General features: G+C 67.6%; 14 protein-coding genes. 9 read left to right on the top strand and 5 right to left on the bottom strand.

The window, feature by feature from the left end; translation table 11 throughout:
* Positions 1-13: 13 nt before the first annotated feature.
* Together WS54_RS12405 and WS54_RS12400 are read right to left on the bottom strand one after the other, a co-directional pair.
* Positions 14-220, bottom strand: a complete 207-nt coding sequence (locus WS54_RS12405; protein ID WP_034205909.1) for a hypothetical protein — start codon at positions 218-220, stop codon at positions 14-16.
* Positions 221-340: 120 nt separating this feature from the next.
* Positions 341-1,858, bottom strand: coding sequence for a peptide MFS transporter (locus WS54_RS12400; RefSeq protein WP_034205910.1), 1,518 nt, complete (start codon positions 1,856-1,858; stop codon positions 341-343).
* 497 nt (positions 1,859-2,355) lie between these two features.
* Between WS54_RS12400 and WS54_RS12390 the strand changes: the two genes are divergently transcribed.
* The 7 genes from WS54_RS12390 (at position 2,356) to WS54_RS12360 (ending at position 10,243) form a co-directional block, all read left to right on the top strand.
* A complete protein-coding gene (locus tag WS54_RS12390; protein WP_059780148.1) occupies positions 2,356-2,934 on the top strand; it encodes a cupin domain-containing protein in 579 nt (192 codons plus the stop codon).
* 178 nt (positions 2,935-3,112) lie between these two features.
* Positions 3,113-4,726, top strand: coding sequence for a peptide ABC transporter substrate-binding protein (locus WS54_RS12385; RefSeq protein WP_059780147.1), 1,614 nt, complete (start codon positions 3,113-3,115; stop codon positions 4,724-4,726).
* 11 nt (positions 4,727-4,737) lie between these two features.
* The gene (locus WS54_RS12380; RefSeq protein WP_034205912.1) at positions 4,738-5,676 is read left to right on the top strand and encodes an ABC transporter permease subunit; all 939 of its coding nucleotides are present in this window, start codon (positions 4,738-4,740) and stop codon (positions 5,674-5,676) included.
* Positions 5,677-5,689: 13 nt separating this feature from the next.
* Positions 5,690-6,592 carry an ABC transporter permease gene (locus tag WS54_RS12375; RefSeq protein WP_034205913.1) on the top strand — a complete coding sequence of 301 codons (903 nt, stop codon included), beginning with the start codon at positions 5,690-5,692 and terminating at the stop codon, positions 6,590-6,592.
* A 1-nt stretch (position 6,593) separates the two neighbouring features.
* A complete protein-coding gene (locus WS54_RS12370) occupies positions 6,594-7,586 on the top strand; it encodes an ABC transporter ATP-binding protein (RefSeq protein ID WP_059780146.1) in 993 nt (330 codons plus the stop codon).
* On the top strand, positions 7,583-8,602 hold the full coding sequence (locus tag WS54_RS12365) for an ABC transporter ATP-binding protein (protein ID WP_059780145.1): 1,020 nt from the start codon (positions 7,583-7,585) through the stop codon (positions 8,600-8,602). Before WS54_RS12370 ends, WS54_RS12365 begins: the two co-directional genes overlap by 4 nt.
* A 168-nt stretch (positions 8,603-8,770) precedes the next feature.
* The gene (locus WS54_RS12360; RefSeq protein WP_059780144.1) at positions 8,771-10,243 is read left to right on the top strand and encodes an OprD family porin; all 1,473 of its coding nucleotides are present in this window, start codon (positions 8,771-8,773) and stop codon (positions 10,241-10,243) included.
* Positions 10,244-10,297: 54 nt separating this feature from the next.
* On the opposite strand, the gene WS54_RS12355 is transcribed toward WS54_RS12360, so the two are convergent.
* The 3 genes from WS54_RS12355 to WS54_RS12345 form a co-directional block, all read right to left on the bottom strand.
* Positions 10,298-11,293, bottom strand: coding sequence for a DedA family protein/thiosulfate sulfurtransferase GlpE (locus WS54_RS12355; protein ID WP_059780143.1), 996 nt, complete (start codon positions 11,291-11,293; stop codon positions 10,298-10,300).
* Between the two features lie 154 nt (positions 11,294-11,447).
* Entirely contained in the window at positions 11,448-11,717 is a 270-nt protein-coding gene (locus WS54_RS12350; protein ID WP_006480304.1) for a hypothetical protein, read from the bottom strand.
* A 266-nt stretch (positions 11,718-11,983) separates the two neighbouring features.
* Positions 11,984-14,335, bottom strand: a complete 2,352-nt coding sequence (locus WS54_RS12345) for a phosphocholine-specific phospholipase C (RefSeq protein WP_059780142.1) — start codon at positions 14,333-14,335, stop codon at positions 11,984-11,986.
* A 580-nt stretch (positions 14,336-14,915) separates the two neighbouring features.
* On the opposite strand from WS54_RS12345, the gene WS54_RS12335 reads away from it, so the two are divergent.
* Together WS54_RS12335 and WS54_RS12330 are read left to right on the top strand one after the other, a co-directional pair.
* Positions 14,916-15,416, top strand: a complete 501-nt coding sequence (locus WS54_RS12335) for a GNAT family N-acetyltransferase (RefSeq protein ID WP_034205918.1) — start codon at positions 14,916-14,918, stop codon at positions 15,414-15,416.
* A gap of 256 nt (positions 15,417-15,672) precedes the next feature.
* Positions 15,673-17,268 carry a thioredoxin family protein gene (locus WS54_RS12330; RefSeq protein ID WP_059780141.1) on the top strand — a complete coding sequence of 532 codons (1,596 nt, stop codon included), beginning with the start codon at positions 15,673-15,675 and terminating at the stop codon, positions 17,266-17,268.
* The last annotated feature ends 34 nt before the right edge of the window (positions 17,269-17,302 follow it).

Raw genomic sequence — 17,302 nt, 5'->3', positions numbered from 1 at the left:
GCGCCGCGCGGCGTCAGTGAGGTGAGCCGATACGGGAGCGGGGCGGGGCGGTTGCGTCGTCGGCTTCGGCGTCGTCGCGTTCGTCCTGCGCCGGGTCGTCGCGCTCCGCGAGGACCGCGTCGGCTTCGGCCGCGGCCCGGGCGGCGCGCATCGCGGTGCAGCGCTGCGCGTGCCGGATGTCCGACAGGATCCTCAAAAGCCGCGTCGTCTTGCTTTTCATCGTGCTCTCCCACCCGTGCGCATCTCGCGAAGCGGATGCATTGCCTGCAACCAGTGTAGGACGCGTTCGCGCACCTGGCGGGAGAATGTGGCGTGCAAGCCGCACGCCGAGGGATAGTACTTACTGCGCGGCGGCGACCTGCGTCTGCAGCGCTTCCTCGCGGCGCTCTTCCGCGCAGCGCTGATGCTGGCGCGACAGGCGGTTCATCAGCGGCAGCAGCAGCAGCGCGAGCAGCATGCCGATCGCGGCGAGCCAGCCGAGCTTCTCGAACAGCGACAGGTAGAGCGGCAGCGATTCGGTGGCCGGCAGTTCGTGCGACGGCATCTGCGCGAAGTTCGCGACGACGCTGCCCAGATACTGCGACACGCCCGTCGCGACGAAATACGCGCCCATCATGAAGCCGCTCATGCGCGCCGGCACGTAGCGGGCGATCATCGCGAGGCCGAGGCCGCTCACCAGCAGCTCGCCGAGCGAGTACAGGCCGTAGCCCCACACCATGAACCACGACGACACGCGGCCGTCGACGGCGTAGCGGCCGCTGATCGTGAACACCAGGTAGCCCGCGGCGACCGCGCCGAAACCGAGCGCGTACTTCGCGGCGACCGGCAGGTCGCGGCCGCCCTTCGCGACGGCGTTGTAGACCCACACGAGCACCGGGCTCAGCAGCATGATCCAGATCGGGTTCAGCGCCTGGAACTGCGCGGCGCTCCACGTGAACAGCGTCGTGCCGAACAGCATGAAGCGCGGATCGACGTTGCGCAGCGCGAACAGCGTCAGCGACGTCGACATCTGCACGTAGAAGATGAAGAACAGGATCACCTGGCCGATCAGCACGAGCGCCGCGATCAGGCCCGCGCGTTCCGAGCGCTCCGACTTCGCGATCATGTACGCGAAGATCGCGAGGATCGCGAACGCGGCCGTCCACACGCTGGCGACCGCGAGCTGCTTGTGCTGCAGCACGTACAGCGTGATCAGCGCGAGCGCGACGCCGCCGGCCGCGACCGCGCCGAGGCGCTTCCAGCGGATCGGTTCGTCGTCCGGCTGCGAGCCGACGTGCGCGAGCGTACGGTGCATCAGCATGAAGTTGAGGATCGCGAGCAGCATGCCGCCGCAGCAGACCGCGAACGCGGTGTGCCAGCCCCAGTGATCCTTGATCCACGGCGTCGCGAGCATCGATACCGTCGAGCCGATGTTGACCGCCATGTAATAGATCGTGAACGCGCTGTCGATGCGCGCGTCGTCGCCTTCGTAGATGCGGCGCACGAGGTTTGCCGCGTTGGCCTTGAACAGGCCGTTGCCGACGACGATCACGCCGAGCGACGCGTACATGTACGTCAGGCGATCGTTCGGCACCGCGAGCATCAGGTAGCCGGCGCACAGCACGCACGCGCCGATGATCATCGTGCGGCGCGCGCCGAGCACCTTGTCGCCGATCCAGCCGCCGATCGACGGCGCGGCGTAGACGAGTGCGGTGAATGCCCCCCAGGTCAGGTTCGCGTGGCTGTCGGTGAAGCCGAGGCGGTCGACCATGAAGAGGACCAGGAGCGCGGCCATGCCGTAGTAGCCGAAGCGCTCCCACATTTCGATGAGGAAGACCGTCGTAAACGATCGGGTCTGTGAAACAGGTGCGTGCATCATCAATCTCGTTTGAAACGGACGGCGCGGATCGCGCGTCGCCTTGAGGGTCGAACTGGCGCCGGAGCACTGGGGCCGGGTAGGCTTGCGTCGGCGATGGAGCAGTCGGGCGGTTGGCCCGGGCCGGGGTCGGACTCCGCCCGGGAAGGCGGAGCGCGGCCCCGACCGGCGCGCGAATGGTAACGTTTGCCGGTCCGGTGCGTCAGGTCCGCGCCACTTAGGGAAACTCCCGATGTGGCAGCAGCTTTCAGGAACATTTGTCTCATCATCTACTTGTAAGCTTGGCGCGCGTTCTCCGCAGATTCCCGGAGAGCCGCTTGCAGCTTGCCTGTGAAGCCGGCGAGTCTGGCAAGATAGCGCGTCGTTTCGCTCGCTTCGGGCCCTGTTTAGTGCACCGGGCTCAACGCCGAAGGCGTGTGCGAACCCGAAGATTAAGCCATCTCGTATTAACTTAGTTACTTTCCATCAAACATTTTTTGACGACCACTTTTCGGCCTGCTATGATTCCCCCCACTGAAAACTCGCGATCGGCAGACGCTGTCGCACTCGGCAGCAAGATTCGCGCGTTGCGCCAACGTCTGAAGCGCACGCTCGACGACACCGCTACCGCCGCGGGGATTTCGAAGCCGTTTCTGTCTCAAGTCGAGCGCGGGCTCGCGTCGCCGTCGCTGACGTCGCTGGCCGGTATCGCGCATGCGCTCGGTGTGACGGTGCAGTACTTCGTGGATACGCCGAGCGAGGAACGCTCGGTTTGCCGAGGCGATCAGTTGCGCTTCTTCGGGTTTGCCGATTCGGCGAACCTGTTCGCGAGGCTGACGAACGTGTCCGAAGGGCGCCAGCTGGAGGCGATCCTCGTGAGGATGCCGCCGGGGCAGAAACGGTCGGAGGTGACGACACATGCAGGAGAGGAGTTCCTGTACGTGATTGAAGGGGAAGTGTCGCTGACGCTGGAAGGCAAGACGTTCGTCCTGCAAGCCGGCGACAGTTCGCACTATCAGTCGACGGTCCCGCACAGCTGGGTCAACACCGCGAAGATCGAGTCGGTGGTGGTCTGGGTCGGTACGCCGCGACTGTTCTAACGCACGGGTATTCCTTCGTTTCTTCGATGGAATGCCCGTCGAAAGAAATGTAAGGAATACTAACATGCAATACGAGAACCACGGGCCTCCTCGATCGCTGTCCCCGTCAGCGTCTCACGCGTAAGCCGCGGCATCCGCCGCGCGACGCCCACCGAACCACCTTCTCAAGACCGCCACGATGAAATCCTTGCATGCCATGTCGGCCGTGCTGGCCGCGCTCGCCCTGACGACGCCCGTCGCCCACGCCGTAACCGTTCCGTCGAACGTCGCGCTCGCTTCCCAACAGGACCTGACGCGTCAGGTGCCGGCCGAAGTCGAGTCGCTCGACCCGGCGCACATCGAATCGTGGACCGGCAACACGATCGGCCTCGACCTGTTCGAAGGGCTTGCGCGCATCGATGCGGCCGGCCAGGTCGTGCCGGGCGTCGCGCTGTCGTGGGAACGCAAGACGCCGCAGACGTGGATCTTCAAGCTTCGCCACGACGCGAAGTGGAGCAATGGCCAGCCGGTGACGGCCGCCGATTTCGTCTATTCGTGGCAGCGCCTCGTCGATCCGAAGACGGGCTCGAAATACACGATCCTCGTCGAGTTCATCAAGAACTCGAAGGACATCATCGCCGGCAAGGCCGCGCCGTCGACGCTCGGCGTGCGCGCGGTCGATCCGTACACGCTCGAGGTGACGACCGACGTGCCGGTCGCGTTCTTCCCCGAACTGACCGCGATGGCGCCGCTCGCGCCGGTGAACAAGGACGTGGTCGCGAAATTCGGCGACGCATGGACGCGCCCGGGCAACATCGTCAGCAACGGCGCGTACCAGCTCGTCGACTGGCAGCCGAACAACCGCATCGTGGCGACGAAGGACGCGAAGTACTGGAACGCGTCGAAGGTCGTGATCAACAAGGTCACGTACCTGCCGATCGAAAGCGACGAAACCGCGATGCGCATGTACCAGGCCGGCCAGATCGACTACAGCTACTCGATTCCGTCGGGCATCTTCCAGCAGGTGAGCAAGCAGTTCGGCAGCGAACTGCGCCCGGGCCTGCAACTCGCGACCTACTACTACTACCTGAACAACAGCGACGCGGCGCTGAAGGACAAGCGCGTACGCCAGGCGCTGTCGATGGTGATCGATCGCGACGTCCTCACGTCGAAGCTCACGCAGGCCGGCGAGAAGCCGATGTACGGGCTGATGCCGAACGGCACGAAGGGCGTGCAGCCGTTCACGCCGGAATGGGCGTCGTGGCCGATGGCCAAGCGCATCGCGACCGCGAAGGACCTGCTGAAGCAGGCCGGCTATTCGGACGCGAAGCCGCTGTCGTTCACGCTCACGTACAACACCAACGACCTGCACAAGAAGGTCGCACTGTTCACCGCATCGGAATGGCGCACGAAGCTCGGCGTCACCACGAAGCTCGAGAACGTCGAGTTCAAGGTGCTGATGAAGCAGCGGCATGACGGCAAGGTACAGATCGCGCGCGACGGCTGGTTCGCCGACTACAACGATGCGATGACCTTCTTCGACCTGATCCGCTGCGGCAGCTCGCAGAACACCGTCGGCTATTGCAACAAGCAGATGGACGCGCTGGTCGACGAAGGCAACCAGAAGCTCGACGACAAGGCGCGCGCCGCGCTGCTCACGCAGGCGCACGACATGGCGATGAACGACACGCCGATGGTGCCGCTGTTCCAGTATTCGGCCGACCGTCTCGTGAAGCCCTACGTGGGCGGCTATTCGCTGAAGAACGTGATCGACATGCGTGCTTCGCAGGACATGTACCTGATCAAGCACTGAGCGGAGCGATCATGCTGGCCTACGCATTGAGGCGCACGTTGTGGGCGGTGCCGACGATCCTCGCGGTCATCACCGTCTGCTACCTGCTGCTGCACTTCACGCCCGGCGGCCCGTTCGATACGGAGAAGCAGTTGTCCGCCGCGACGCTCGCGAACCTGAACGCGAAGTATCACCTCGACGAGCCGCTGTGGAAGCAGTACCTGCTGTATCTCGGCTCGCTGCTGCACGGCGATCTCGGCCCGTCGTTCCGCTACGTCGACTGGTCGGTGAACGATCTCGTGAAGAAGGCGCTGCCCGTGAGCCTCGGCGTGGGCGGCGTGTCGATCCCGATCTCGATCGTGCTCGGCGTGCTGCTCGGCACCGTCGCGGCCGTGCGCCGCGACAGCGTGATCGATCGTTTCGTGATGCTGATCGGCAACTTCGGCAACGTCGTGCCGCCGTTCGTGCTCGGCCCGGTGCTGGTGTGGATCTTCGCGATCCTGCTGAAGACGTCGGCCGGCAACGGCTGGCTGCCGGCAGGCGGCTGGGGCGATGGCGGCTGGCGGTACCGGCTGCTGCCGATCGTGCTGCTCACCTTCATCAACGTGTCGCTGCTCGCGCGCGTGATGCGCGGCTCGATGATCGAGACGCTGTCGAGCAACTACATCCGCACCGCGCGCGCGAAGGGCCTGCCGGGCTCGACGATCGTGCTGCGCCACGCGCTCAAGCCCGCGCTGATGCCGGTCGTGTCGCTGTTCGGCACGGTCTGCATCACGTCGATCACGGCGGCCGTCGTCACCGAATCGGTGTTCGCGCTGCCGGGTCTCGGGCAACTCGTCGTGAACGGCGCCATCAACCGCGACTACACGCTGGTGCTCGGCCTCGTCGTGCTGACGACCGTTTTCGCGGTGCTGTTCAACCTGCTGGTCGACCTCGCGTACGCGTGGCTCGATCCGCGCATCCGTTATTGAGCGAGGCACAGCGATGACCCCGACCACTCCCGTCGTCGGCCTGCCCGTGCAGACCGATTCGCCGCCGCGTTCGCGCTCGCCGCTCGAGCTCGCGTTCGCGCGCTTCCTTCACAACCGCGCGGCCGTGTTCAGCCTCGTGCTGCTCGCGTTGATCACGCTCGCCTGTTTCGTCGGCCCGTGGCTGCTCGCGGCCGATCCCGCCGCGAGCGACTGGGCCTCGATCAGCCTGCCGCCGACCTGGGCGAACCAGCACTGGTTCGGCACCGACGAGCTCGGCCGCGACTTGCTCGTGCGCACGCTGATCGGCGGCCGCGTATCGATCGAGGTCGGCCTGCTCGGCACGCTCGTGTCGGGCCTGTTCGGCGTCGCATGGGGCGCGACCGCGGGCTTCGCGGGCGGCCGCGTCGACTCCGTGATGATGCGCATCGTCGACATGATGTACGCGATCCCGTACCTGCTGATCGCGATCCTGATGATGACCCTGTTCGGCCGCTCGTTCATGCTGGTCGTGCTGACCATCAGCGCATTCTCGTGGATCGACATGGCGCGCGTCGTGCGCGGCCAGACGCTGTCGCTGCGCAACCGCGAGTTCGTCGATGCGGCGCGCGCGATCGGCGTGTCGCCGGCGTCGATCGTGCTGCGTCACGTCGTGCCGAACCTGCTCGGCGTGGTCGTCGTGTACGCGACGGTCTCGGTGCCCAATATCGTGCTGACCGAATCGGTGCTGTCGTTCCTCGGCCTCGGCGTGCAGGAGCCGATGACGAGCTGGGGCGTGCTGATCCAGGACGGCGCGCAGAAACTGGAATCGATGCCGTGGCTGCTGCTGGCCCCGGCCGTCATGCTGTGCGTGACGCTCTACTGCGTGAACTTCGTCGGCGACGGCCTGCGTGACGCGCTCGACCCGAAGGATCGCTGAAATGGCTGCACTGCTGGAAGTTGAAAACCTCGGCGTGCGCTTCACGCGCAAGGACGCGCCGCCGATCGACGCCGTGAACGGCGTGTCGTTCTCGCTCGAAGCCGGCAAGACGCTCGGCATCGTCGGCGAATCGGGCTCGGGCAAGAGCCAGACCGTGATGGCGCTGCTCGGCCTCCTGGCCGGCAACGGCACGACGACCGGCGCCGCGCGCTACCGCGGCGAGAACCTGCTCGACATGGATACGCGCGCGCTGAACGCGGTGCGCGGCGACCGGATCGCGATGATCTTCCAGGATCCGATGACGTCGCTCAACCCGTTCCTGACGATCGAGCGGCAGATGACGGAGACGCTGCAGCTGCATCGCAAGCTGTCGCGCAAGGCGGCGATCAAGCGCGCGATCGAGGCGCTCGAATCGGTGCGCATTCCCGATGCGGCGCGCCGCATCCGCATGTATCCGCACGAGTTCTCGGGCGGCATGCGGCAGCGCGTGATGATCGCGATGGCGCTCTTGTCCGAGCCGGAAATCCTGATCGCGGACGAACCGACCACCGCGCTCGACGTGACCGTGCAGGCGCAGATCATCGACCTGCTGCGCGAGCTGAACCGCGAGCGCGGCACCGCGATCGTGCTGATCACGCACGACATGGGCGTGGTCGCCGGCCTCGCCGACGACGTGATGGTCATGTACGCGGGCCGCACCGTCGAATACGCGCCGGCCGAATCGATCTTCGCGGCGCCGTCGCATCCGTACACGATCGGGCTGCTCAACGCGCTGCCGCGGCTGACCGACGCGGACGATGCGCCGCTCGTCGCGATTCCCGGCAACCCGCCGATGCCCGGCGCCGCGCCGGCCGGCTGTGCGTTCGCGAAGCGCTGCACGTATGCGGAAGAACGCTGCGCCGCCGCGCGTCCGGCGCTCGAAACCTATGGCGCCGCGGGCGCGGTGCGCGCATGCCACCGCCCGGTGGCCGATCTGACGGGAGGTCTGCGATGAGCGTCGATGAACGCCGCCAAGCCGGCGCGACGGACGACACGTTGCTGTCCGTCGAAAATCTGAAGGTGCATTTTCGCGTGCCGCTCGGCGGCTATCCGTGGTCGCCGAAGGGCACGCTGCGCGCGGTCGACGGCGTGTCGTTCGACGTCAGGCGTGGCGAGACGGTCGGGCTCGTCGGCGAATCGGGCTGCGGGAAATCGACGCTCGCGCGCGCGTTGATCGGCCTCGTGCCGATGACGGCCGGCACCGTGAAATGGCGCGGCCAGGCCGTCGCGCCCGATCACCTGCGCGGCACCGCGATGCGGCGCGAAGTGCAGATGATCTTCCAGGATCCGCTCGCGTCGCTCGACCCGCGCATGACGATCGAGCAGGTCGTCGCGGAGCCGCTCGTCACGCATCAGCCCGGCCTCGGCCGTACCGAAGTGCGCCGCCGCGTGATCGCGATGCTCGAACGCGTCGGCCTGAACGCGCATCACCTGCTGCGTTATCCGCATGAATTTTCCGGCGGGCAGTGCCAGCGCGTCGGCATTGCGCGTGCGCTGATCGGCGAGCCGAAGCTCGTGATCTGCGACGAGCCCGTCTCGGCGCTCGACGTGTCGATCCAGGCGCAGATCGTGAACCTGCTGCGCGATCTGCAACGCGAACTGTCGTTGTCCTATCTGTTCGTCGCGCACGACCTGGCGGTGGTGAAGGCCATCAGCCAGCGCGTGCTCGTGATGTATCTCGGCCGCGTGATGGAGTTCGGCACGCGGCATGACGTGTACGGCGTGCCGCAACACCCGTACACGAAGGCGCTGCTCGATGCGGCGCCGACGCCGGAGCCGGCGCGCGAGCGTGCTCGCCGTCCGATGCTGCTGGCGGGCGAGATGCCCTCGCCGCTCAACCCGCCGTCCGGCTGCGCGTTCCGCACGCGCTGTCCGGTCGCGATCGACGCGTGCGCGCAGGACGTGCCGCTGCCGGAAGTGCGGCAGGGGTCGGCGGCGCGCGTCGCGTGCATCCGCGCGGGCGCGGCGTGATGTGAAGTGACGCAGCAAACATAACCAAGGCAGGTCAACAGGGGTAGGTGCGGCGCGAACGATCTTCGCGCCGCGGGTACAGGCGCGCCCTTAGCCGGGCTCGCCGGGGGGCCGGGAGCGGATCGCAACCGGTGTGGACGATATCAACACAAGACGAGAATTATTACGATGAAAAAGCAGAAGACGATCGCGACGGCATCGAAGATGCTGCTCGCATGGGGACTGCCGGCGCTCGCCGGCGTCTCGCTGACGGGCGTCGCGCACGCCGACGACGCGGCGAGCGCGCCGCTGACGGTCGCGCAGGCCGCGCCGGCTTCAGGTACCGGCGCAACCGTTGCGCAGGCAACGACTCCGAACGCCATTGTCAACGCCGAGGCGACCCAGGCCGTCACGCCGCCCGACGAGCCGTCGGCGCAGTCGAAATCGAACGGCTTCATCGCCGACAGCCATCTCGACTTCCTGTTCCGCAACTATGCGGACGTGCTCGACGCCAAGGGCGGGCCGCATCGCCATGCGTGGGTCCAGGGCGCGATGGCGAACTTCGAGTCGGGCTATACGACCGGCCTGATCGGGATCGGCTTCGACGCGTCGCTGTATGCGGCGCTGAAGCTCGACGGCGGTCAGGGCGCCGGCAGCATGGTGCACATCGCGAAGGGCGGCGGCGGCGGCAACCAGCTCGCGTGGGCCTACCCGGGCATCTACGACGTCAAGGCGCGCATTTCGAACACGGTGGTCAAGTACGGTCTGCAGGCCGTCGACAACCCGTTCATGGAGCAGCACGACAACCGTGCGCTGCCGCCGACGTTCCTCGGCGCGACGCTCGTCAGCAATGAATTCAAGAACGTGATGCTCGAGGCCGGCAGCTTCACGAAGACCGACGCGCGCGGCCATACGACGCTCACCAACCTGACGACGCAATACGGCGGCACGCGCATCAATCGCCTGACCTATGTCGGCGGCACGTGGGACTACTCGCCGAACGGCGAAGTCGCGCTGTACGCGAACCAGGCCGACGACGTGTGGCACCAGTACTACGCGTCGGTGAAGCACAGCATCGGCAGCCCGCAGACGATCAAGTGGACCGGCTTCGGCAACGTCTACTCGACGCACGACACGGGCGATGCGCTGCAAGGCAAGATCAACAACAACGCGTACAGCCTGTCGCTGGCGGCCCAGCATGGCCCGCACGAACTGCTGCTCGGCTTCCAGCAAGTGCTCGGCGACCAGTTCTTCGACTACCTGAACGAAACGAACGGCATCTTCCTGACCAACTCGATGGACGTCGACTACAACGCCCCGCACGAGAAATCGCTGCAGCTGCGTTACACGTTCTACGGCAAGGAAGCGGGCCTGCCGGGCTTCAAGGCGATGGTGTGGGGCGTGACGGGCTGGGGGGCGGACGGCAGCGCGGGCGCGGCGAACGACCCGAGCAAGTCGAGCATCTACTGGAGCAACGGCGCGCCGGTGCAGGGCCGTCACCACGAGTTCGGCTTCATCCCGTCGTACACGTTCCAGAGCGGCAAGCTGAAGAACACGAAGGTCACGTTCATCGCGATGTGGCACAACGGCTCGGCGCACTACTCGGACGCGTCGAACACCGAGTACCGTCTGGTCGTGAACCTGCCGCTGCACGCGTTCTGATGGAAGGGGGCGCAAGGCCCCCTGTCTCGCACGGCCGGCCCGCGATCGACGCGATCAGGCCGGCTTGTGCCATCCCGCGACGGAATCGTTCGCGGCGGGCACCTCTTCCACGAGCGACGTGAGCTGGCGGCCCGTATCGCGCCATGCGTCGAGGCCGCCGCGCAGCGCGAGTGCGTCGGTGAAGCCTGCATCGAGCAGGCGCTTCGCCATCAGCGCGGCCGTCACTTCGTTCGGGCACGAGCAATACACGACGAACTTCTGCGTGAGCGGGTAGCGCGCGACGATGTCGCCGATCTGGCGCTCGTCGGCGAACTGCGCGCCGGGAATCGCGAACGGGTCGAGCTTGCGGTGCTCGGGCGAGCGGACGTCGAGCACCACCGGGGCGGCGGTGTCGCGCAGCAGCGCGTCGAGCTCGTCGACGCCGATCCGCGCGTTCGCGAGCTGGCGGATCAGCGCGCGGCGGCGCATCCAGCGCACGGCCGCATAGATGGCGAGCAGCGCGACGATGACGAGCAGCGCCGCGCGGCCGAGACGGCTCGCGCCGGCGAACAGCCAGTCGATCTGCCGGTAGAACACGAGGCCGGCGATCAGCCCGACGATCGTCCACAGCGCGGCGCCGAGCGCGTCGTAGCCGGCGAACGTGCGATAGCGCGTGCCGAGCGCACCGGCCATCGGCACCGACACCAGCGACAATCCGGGAATGAAGCGCGCGACCGCGAGCACGCGCACGCCGTAGCGGCCGAAGAAGCGTTCGGTCTTTTTCACGCAGGTATCGCGCGACAGCGACAGCCGACAGATCGTCTTCAGCGTCGTGCCGCCGTAACGCCGCCCGGCGACGTACCAGACCGTGTCGCCGATCAGCGCGCCGAGCACCGACAGCACCACGACCGTCACGAGCTGCGAGCCGATCATCGCCGGATGCATCGCCGACATCGCGCCGAACAGCACGAGCGTCGGCATCGCGGGCACCGGCAGGCCGATGGCCGCCGCGAGCACGTTGGCGAACACGAGAAGCGGCCCGTACTGGGCGACGAGGTCACGTAGGAGCATGACGGCTGGCCGAAAAGGAAACGCGTGGGCGGGAAATGCAGATGGGCCGATTATCGGCCTTTTTCAACGCAGCGGCGGGAATGATGCAAAGCGCCTGACGGCGACAGGGGGATGGGGGTGAGCCGACGCATTGCGCGCGGCTCACCGTTCGGAATCAGGAGGGCGTGCGGGCGAGCGATGCGGCGCCGTGGTTTTCGCCGGGCAGCTCGGCGCCGTGCGAGCGGATCGCCGCGATCAGTTCGGCCGGGGTGATCTCGTAGCGGACTTCGCGGTGGATGCCGGGCTTGCGTTCGTCGATCTCGATCAGCAGCACGCTCTTGCCGTCGCCGGTCGCTTCGAGCCGGAGCGAGCGCAGTTCGCGGCCGTCGGCCGCGTCGTGTTCGGTGAGCAGGGTCATTGCCCCGGATGAGCCGGTAGTGCGCATCGAACCTATCCTCGTGTCGTGGATGCCTTGGCGGCAAAGATGTCTTTGTTGAATACGGCTTGATGCAGTTTAACGCGAACGGGCCGCAACACGGAGCATTTTCGTGGGGGTGAAATGAGGGCTGAACCACCGATCCTTCTGATGTTTGAGCCACGCCGGGCGGGCGTCTGCGCTGGATCGGGCACCGGCGGGAACCGGTGCCCGAGCGGCATTCGCGGCCACGCCGACGCGGGCGGCGACACGCGCCGCGCGTCGCCGCGGTGGCGTCAGAAGCGGTCGGCGAGCCCCATCGCCGGGTCGCTGACCGAGTGCCGGCCGGTTTCCACGCGGCCGGCCACGCGGCGCGAGAAGCTCGCGTCGCTGTCGGCGGTGACGATGAAGTCGTACCAGTAGCCGGTCGAGTCGAGCTTCCAGTGCAGTTCGGACTGGTCGCCGGCGCGCACCGTGACGGTCCACGTGGTGCCGGCGCCATGGCCGTTGCCCCGACCCGGGCCGTGACCGTTTTCGTTGTCGCGGCCATGACCGTGGTCGTCGTTTCCGCCGTGTCCTGGCAGCGGCCCGTAGACCTGGTTCGACTTCACCGTGAAGCGTACCGTGCCGCCGCCGTCGTTGCGCAGCCGCAGGTGGAGGTTGCCGCTCGCGCCCGCATAGCCGACGCGTACTTCCGGTTGCGGCGCGCGCGCGCCGGCCAGGCGACTCAGGTCGCCGGTGAAGCGGCGGTGATAGCCGTTCGGGCCGAGCACCCACAGGTCATATTTACCGCCATCGTCGGCGCGCGCGGCCCAGTCGCCGCGCAGCGTCTTGCCGGGCTCGACGACGTAGCGCCGCGGCAGCCGGTCGAGGTGCAGCTTGTCATAGACGTGAAACACGGCGGCGGCGCGGCCGGTGTTCGCGAACTTCAGCGTGACCGTGCCGGCGCCGGCATCGGTGCGCGCGCTCGCGTGCAGTTCGTACGGCAACGCGCGCGACGGACGCACGCCGGTCGCCTGTGCGGGCAGCGCGGGCGTCGCGGGCGGCACGATCTTCGGCGCGGTTTGCTGCGCGGCGCTCAGTGCGTCGACCTGGCTTTTCGTCGTCCGGCCCGCGAGCGTCGGCAGCGGCTCGTTGTTCGGCGTGCGGAAATTGAACGCGCTCGTCAGGTCGCCGCACACCGCGCGGCGGTACGCGCCGATCTGCGGCTCCGCGACGCCGAAGCGCGTCTCGAGGAAGCGCAGCGTCGACGTATGGTCGAACACCTGCGAGTTGACCCAGCCGCCGCGGCTCCACGGCGACACGATCCACATCGGCACGCGCGGGCCCGGGCCGTACGGACGGCCGTCGGTGGCCGGCTGGCTCGACGTGGCCGGCGTGAAGTCGTGGTACTCGACCGCGACGTCGGCGGCCGACAGCGTATGGCCGCCCGCGAGCGTGCCGTCGGCGTTGCGCGACGGCACGGCCGGCGACGGCATGTGATCGAAGAAGCCGTCGTTCTCGTCGTAGTTGACCAGCAGCACGGTCTTGCTCCAGACCTCCGGGTTCGCCGTCAGCGCGTCGAGCACGGCCTGCACGTACCAGCCGCCCTGCGCGGGGCTCGACGGCCCCGGGTGCTCGCTGTACGCGGACGGCGGGATGATCCACGACACTTCCGGCAGCTTGCCGTTGCGGATGTCGTCGCGGAACGTTTCGAGAAAGCCGTACGGCATCGTGTTGCCGAAGCCCTTCGCGAGCGGGCTCAGCGGATCGTCGATCGCGGGGTCGTAGAACGCACCGGCCGCCGTGACCGGCTGCGTGATATCGGTCGACGCGACGTACGCGGGCCGGCGCGCGGCCGGCATCTGCTCGATCGCCGCACGCCAGTGGCGGAAGCTCATCATCTCGTTGCAGCCGAAATTGTCGATCAGGCTCTGGTAGACCTTCCAGCTCACGCCCGCCCGTTGCAGCCGGTCGGCATAGGTCGTCCAGGTCCAGCCCTGGCTCGACGGGCCGATGTCGTTGCCGCCGTTGAACTGGTTGTTCAGCGCGGCGATCTTCACACGGCTGCCATCGGCCGGGCTGATGCCGTTCGGGCCGTTGGTGCCGCTCCAGTAGAACAGGCGGTTCGCGATCGTGCCCGTGTGCATCCCGCAGTGATAGTGGTCGCACAGCGTGAACGCATCGGCCAGCGCGCGCTGGAACGGCACTTCGGCCGCGTCGTAATAGCCCATCGACAGCGGCGTCTTCGCGTCGGGCCAGCGGTTCATCCGGCCGTGATCCCACGCGGCCTGCGCGTCGGCCCACGTGTGCGGCGTGCCGCCCGCGCGCTGCGCGTTGCCCTGGCGCGCGTCGAGGTGATACGGCGTCACGGTCGCGGCGGGCGCCGCCTTCGTGTACGTCTGATAGAACACGTCGCGGCCGTTCGGCGACGGCACCGCGAAGCGGTCGCCATAGCCGCGCACGCCCTTGAACGTGCCGAAGTAGCTGTCGAACGCGCGGTTCTCCATCATCAGCAGCACGACGTGCTTGACGTCCTGGATGGTCCCCGTTTCGTGGAAGGCGGGAATGGCGAGCGCGCGGCGAATGCTCGGCGGAAACGCGGACAGCGCGGCGGCGGCGAGGCCGGAGCCGGCGGTCTGCTGAAGGAATTTGCGGCGTGACGTCATGGCGTTCGGATCCTGTGAGGGTGGGAGCGTTCGTGAGTTCGTCCGGCGGTGCCCGCGCGGCGTCCCGCCCCGGGACGATCCGCGATGCGTGCGTGCCTGGGGTATCGGCCGTGCGTCGCGGCGCGTATCGCGCCCGACGCGCGACGTCGCGCGGATGCCGCGGCCTCGCCGTCGCGATCCTGCGCGCCGCGCGCGCGTGATGCGCGGGGCAGTATCGGCACACACCGGCCCGACGCACGCCGGGCTGGGGCGGCGCCCAGTCTAGGGACGCGACATGACGTCGACGTGATGAAGAAATGACATCGCGTGTCGCGTGCGTGACGTTGCGTGCGCAACGATTCGTTCACGCGCGAATGCGAGATCGAAAACGGTAATAAATTACCGGTCGTCGCAGGTGCGACCGGTCAGAATTTTCCGGATTTCGCGGGGATGGCATGCACTCGCTTCGTTGCGGATACAACCTGACGCGCGACGGCGTGACGCCCATGTTTCAAATGCGTGAAATCGGCTAAGCTCGACGCGTTGCTGCGCACGTGCGCAGTCCGCGCGTTCGGCGCGACTTTTCGGAACCGGCCCACCCATGACCGATATCAGGATCAGGCATAGCGAGACGCACGACGTCGACGCGATCCGGCAGATCGCCGCGCATCCCGCGGTGTACACGAATACGTTGCAGCAGCCATTTCCGTCGCTCGAAAAATGGCGGAAGCGGCTCGACGACGTGCGCGAGCACGGCGTGAGCCTCGTTGCCGAAATCGACGGCACGGTGGTCGGCCATCTCGGCCTGCATCCCGAGCCGAATCCGCGCCGGCGCCACGCGGCGGCGCTCGGCATGATGGTCGACGCGGCCCATCACGGGCGCGGCATCGGCGGCCGGCTGCTCGCGGCCGCGATCGATCTCGCGGAGAACTGGTTGAACATCACGCGTCTCGAACTGACCGTGTTTACCGACAACCGTGCGGCGATCGCACTCTACGAGCAACACGGTTTCCGCATCGAGGGCGAATCGCCGGATTACGCGTTGCGCGACGGCGTGCATGCGTCCGTGTATCACATGGCCCGCATCAGGACGCGGCAATGAAGGGCCGGCCGTTGCGGACGTGACGGCACGCGGGCACGACGCCGCGCGTCATATTCAATCGAGAATTCGTTCGTTTTCCTTCGGCTGTATCCGTCGTATCGTCGAACGATTTGCCGGTCGCTGCGGCCGGCTTCGTTTTTTCGTATCGATGCATGCGCGGCGCTGCAGGTCGGCCGGCTTCATCGCCATCGCATCGCGGCCCTCGTTGCGCGCGCGGCATCCCCCTGAAACCGTCTTTTCAACGGAACCCGCTTCGATGAAAACCGTTCTTCGCAATCTCACCGCCGCCTGTCTGTTCGCTGCCGCCAGTGCCGCGCTTGCCGCTGCCGCGCCCGCCGGCGCTCCGGTGGCGAACGCGTCGCCCGACGGCGCGCATCTGCCGCCCGGCATCGCGTGGCAACACGGCGACGTCGATGCCGCGTTCGCGCTCGCGAAGCGCGAGGGCAAGCCGCTGCTGCTGTACTGGGGCGCGGTATGGTGTCCGTCGTGCAACCAGGTGAAGTCGACGATCTTCAGCCAGCAGGCATTCAAGACGCGTTCATCGTTCTTCGTGCCCGTGTATCTCGACGGCGACACCGAAAGCGCGCAGAAGCTCGGCGAGCGTTTCAAGGTGCACGGCTATCCGACGATGATCCTGTTCCGCCCCGACGGCACCGAAGTGACGCGGCTGCCGGGCGAAGCCGATCTCGACCGCTACATGCAGGCGCTGTCGCTCGGGATGACGGCCGCGCATCCGGTGCGGCAGACGCTTGCGACGGCGCTGAAGAACGGCGCGTCGTTGACGCCGGACGAATGGCGCCTGCTGGCCGACTATTCATGGGATACCGACGGCGCGTTGCCGGTGCCGGCCGATCGCGTCGCCGAGACGCTGCAGTCGCTCGCGCAACGCGCCCGGGCGGCCGGTGCGAAAGCCGAATCGGCGCGCTTCGCGCTGAAGTCGGCGGTGGTCGCCGCGTCGGACGACCCGGCGCAGGCCGGTGCGCTCGACAAGGCCGCGCTTGCCGATTCGCTGCGCACGGTGCTGCGCGATCCGGCGCTGTCGCGGGCCGATTCGGACGTGCTGGTCGCGGCGCCCGCGCGCGTGGTCGCGTATCTCGGCGGCGACGACGCGCAGCGCGCGAAGTTGCGCGGCGCGTACGACGCGGCGCTGGCGCGCCTGTCGACCGACGGCACGCTGTCGTCTATCGACCGGCTGATGGCGCTGCACGGCCGCGTGCTGCTCGCGCGCGGCGACGCGCGCAAGGGCGCACCGCCCGCCGCACCGGCGCTGGCCGACACCGCGCGCAAACAGATCGCCGCGTCGGTGCAGCGCGCGGCGAACGCGTACGAGCGGCAGGCGCTCGTCAGCGAAGGCGCGGATACGCTGACCGACGCGGGGCTGTACGACGAATCGGATGCGTTGCTGAAGGCCGAGTTGCCGCGTTCGTCCACGCCGTACTACTTCATGTCGGGGCTGGCCGCGAACGCGAAGGCGCGCGGCGACAAGGCGGCCGCGCTCGACTGGTATCGCAAGGCGTACGACGCGGCGAGCGGGCCGGCGACGAAGCTGCGCTGGGGCGCGACCTACTTTGCGAATGCGGTCGAACTGGCGCCGGACGATTCGGCGCGCATCGAAGGGATCGCAGCCAGTGTGCTCGCGCAGGCCGACAAGACCCGGGACGCGTTCTACGGCGCGAACCTGCGCGCGCTGACCAAGGTCGTCACGCAACTGAACCGCTGGCGCGGCAGCGGCGCGCACGATGCGTCGGTCAGGTCGGTCGTGAAGCAGTTCGACGGCGTGTGCGGCAAGTTGCCGGCGGGCGATCCGCAGGCGGCGGCGTGCGCGAAGCTGATCCAGCCCGTGAAGGCGTAACGGCGCGCGGAGGGATCGCCGGGCGGGCCGACGA

It is taken from the genome of Burkholderia sp. NRF60-BP8 (genome assembly GCF_001522585.2).
Taxonomy (GTDB): Bacteria; Pseudomonadota; Gammaproteobacteria; order Burkholderiales; family Burkholderiaceae; genus Burkholderia.
This window is presented reverse-complemented; position numbering and strand designations above follow the sequence as displayed.

What these genes read in the sequence shown, in the direction of transcription:
- WS54_RS12380 (WP_034205912.1), top strand. Translation starts at nt 4,738, where the DNA reads ATGCTGGCCTACGCATTGAGGCGCACGTTGTGGGCGGTGCCGACGATC.
- WS54_RS12345 (WP_059780142.1), bottom strand. Translation starts at nt 14,335, where the DNA reads ATGACGTCACGCCGCAAATTCCTTCAGCAGACCGCCGGCTCCGGCCTC.
- WS54_RS12400 (WP_034205910.1), bottom strand. Translation starts at nt 1,858, where the DNA reads ATGATGCACGCACCTGTTTCACAGACCCGATCGTTTACGACGGTCTTC.
- WS54_RS12385 (WP_059780147.1), top strand. Translation starts at nt 3,113, where the DNA reads ATGAAATCCTTGCATGCCATGTCGGCCGTGCTGGCCGCGCTCGCCCTG.
- WS54_RS12390 (WP_059780148.1), top strand. Translation starts at nt 2,356, where the DNA reads ATGATTCCCCCCACTGAAAACTCGCGATCGGCAGACGCTGTCGCACTC.
- WS54_RS12350 (WP_006480304.1), bottom strand. Translation starts at nt 11,717, where the DNA reads ATGCGCACTACCGGCTCATCCGGGGCAATGACCCTGCTCACCGAACAC.
- WS54_RS12375 (WP_034205913.1), top strand. Translation starts at nt 5,690, where the DNA reads ATGACCCCGACCACTCCCGTCGTCGGCCTGCCCGTGCAGACCGATTCG.
- WS54_RS12330 (WP_059780141.1), top strand. Translation starts at nt 15,673, where the DNA reads ATGAAAACCGTTCTTCGCAATCTCACCGCCGCCTGTCTGTTCGCTGCC.
- WS54_RS12360 (WP_059780144.1), top strand. Translation starts at nt 8,771, where the DNA reads ATGAAAAAGCAGAAGACGATCGCGACGGCATCGAAGATGCTGCTCGCA.
- WS54_RS12370 (WP_059780146.1), top strand. Translation starts at nt 6,594, where the DNA reads ATGGCTGCACTGCTGGAAGTTGAAAACCTCGGCGTGCGCTTCACGCGC.
- WS54_RS12355 (WP_059780143.1), bottom strand. Translation starts at nt 11,293, where the DNA reads ATGCTCCTACGTGACCTCGTCGCCCAGTACGGGCCGCTTCTCGTGTTC.
- WS54_RS12405 (WP_034205909.1), bottom strand. Translation starts at nt 220, where the DNA reads ATGAAAAGCAAGACGACGCGGCTTTTGAGGATCCTGTCGGACATCCGG.
- WS54_RS12365 (WP_059780145.1), top strand. Translation starts at nt 7,583, where the DNA reads ATGAGCGTCGATGAACGCCGCCAAGCCGGCGCGACGGACGACACGTTG.
- WS54_RS12335 (WP_034205918.1), top strand. Translation starts at nt 14,916, where the DNA reads ATGACCGATATCAGGATCAGGCATAGCGAGACGCACGACGTCGACGCG.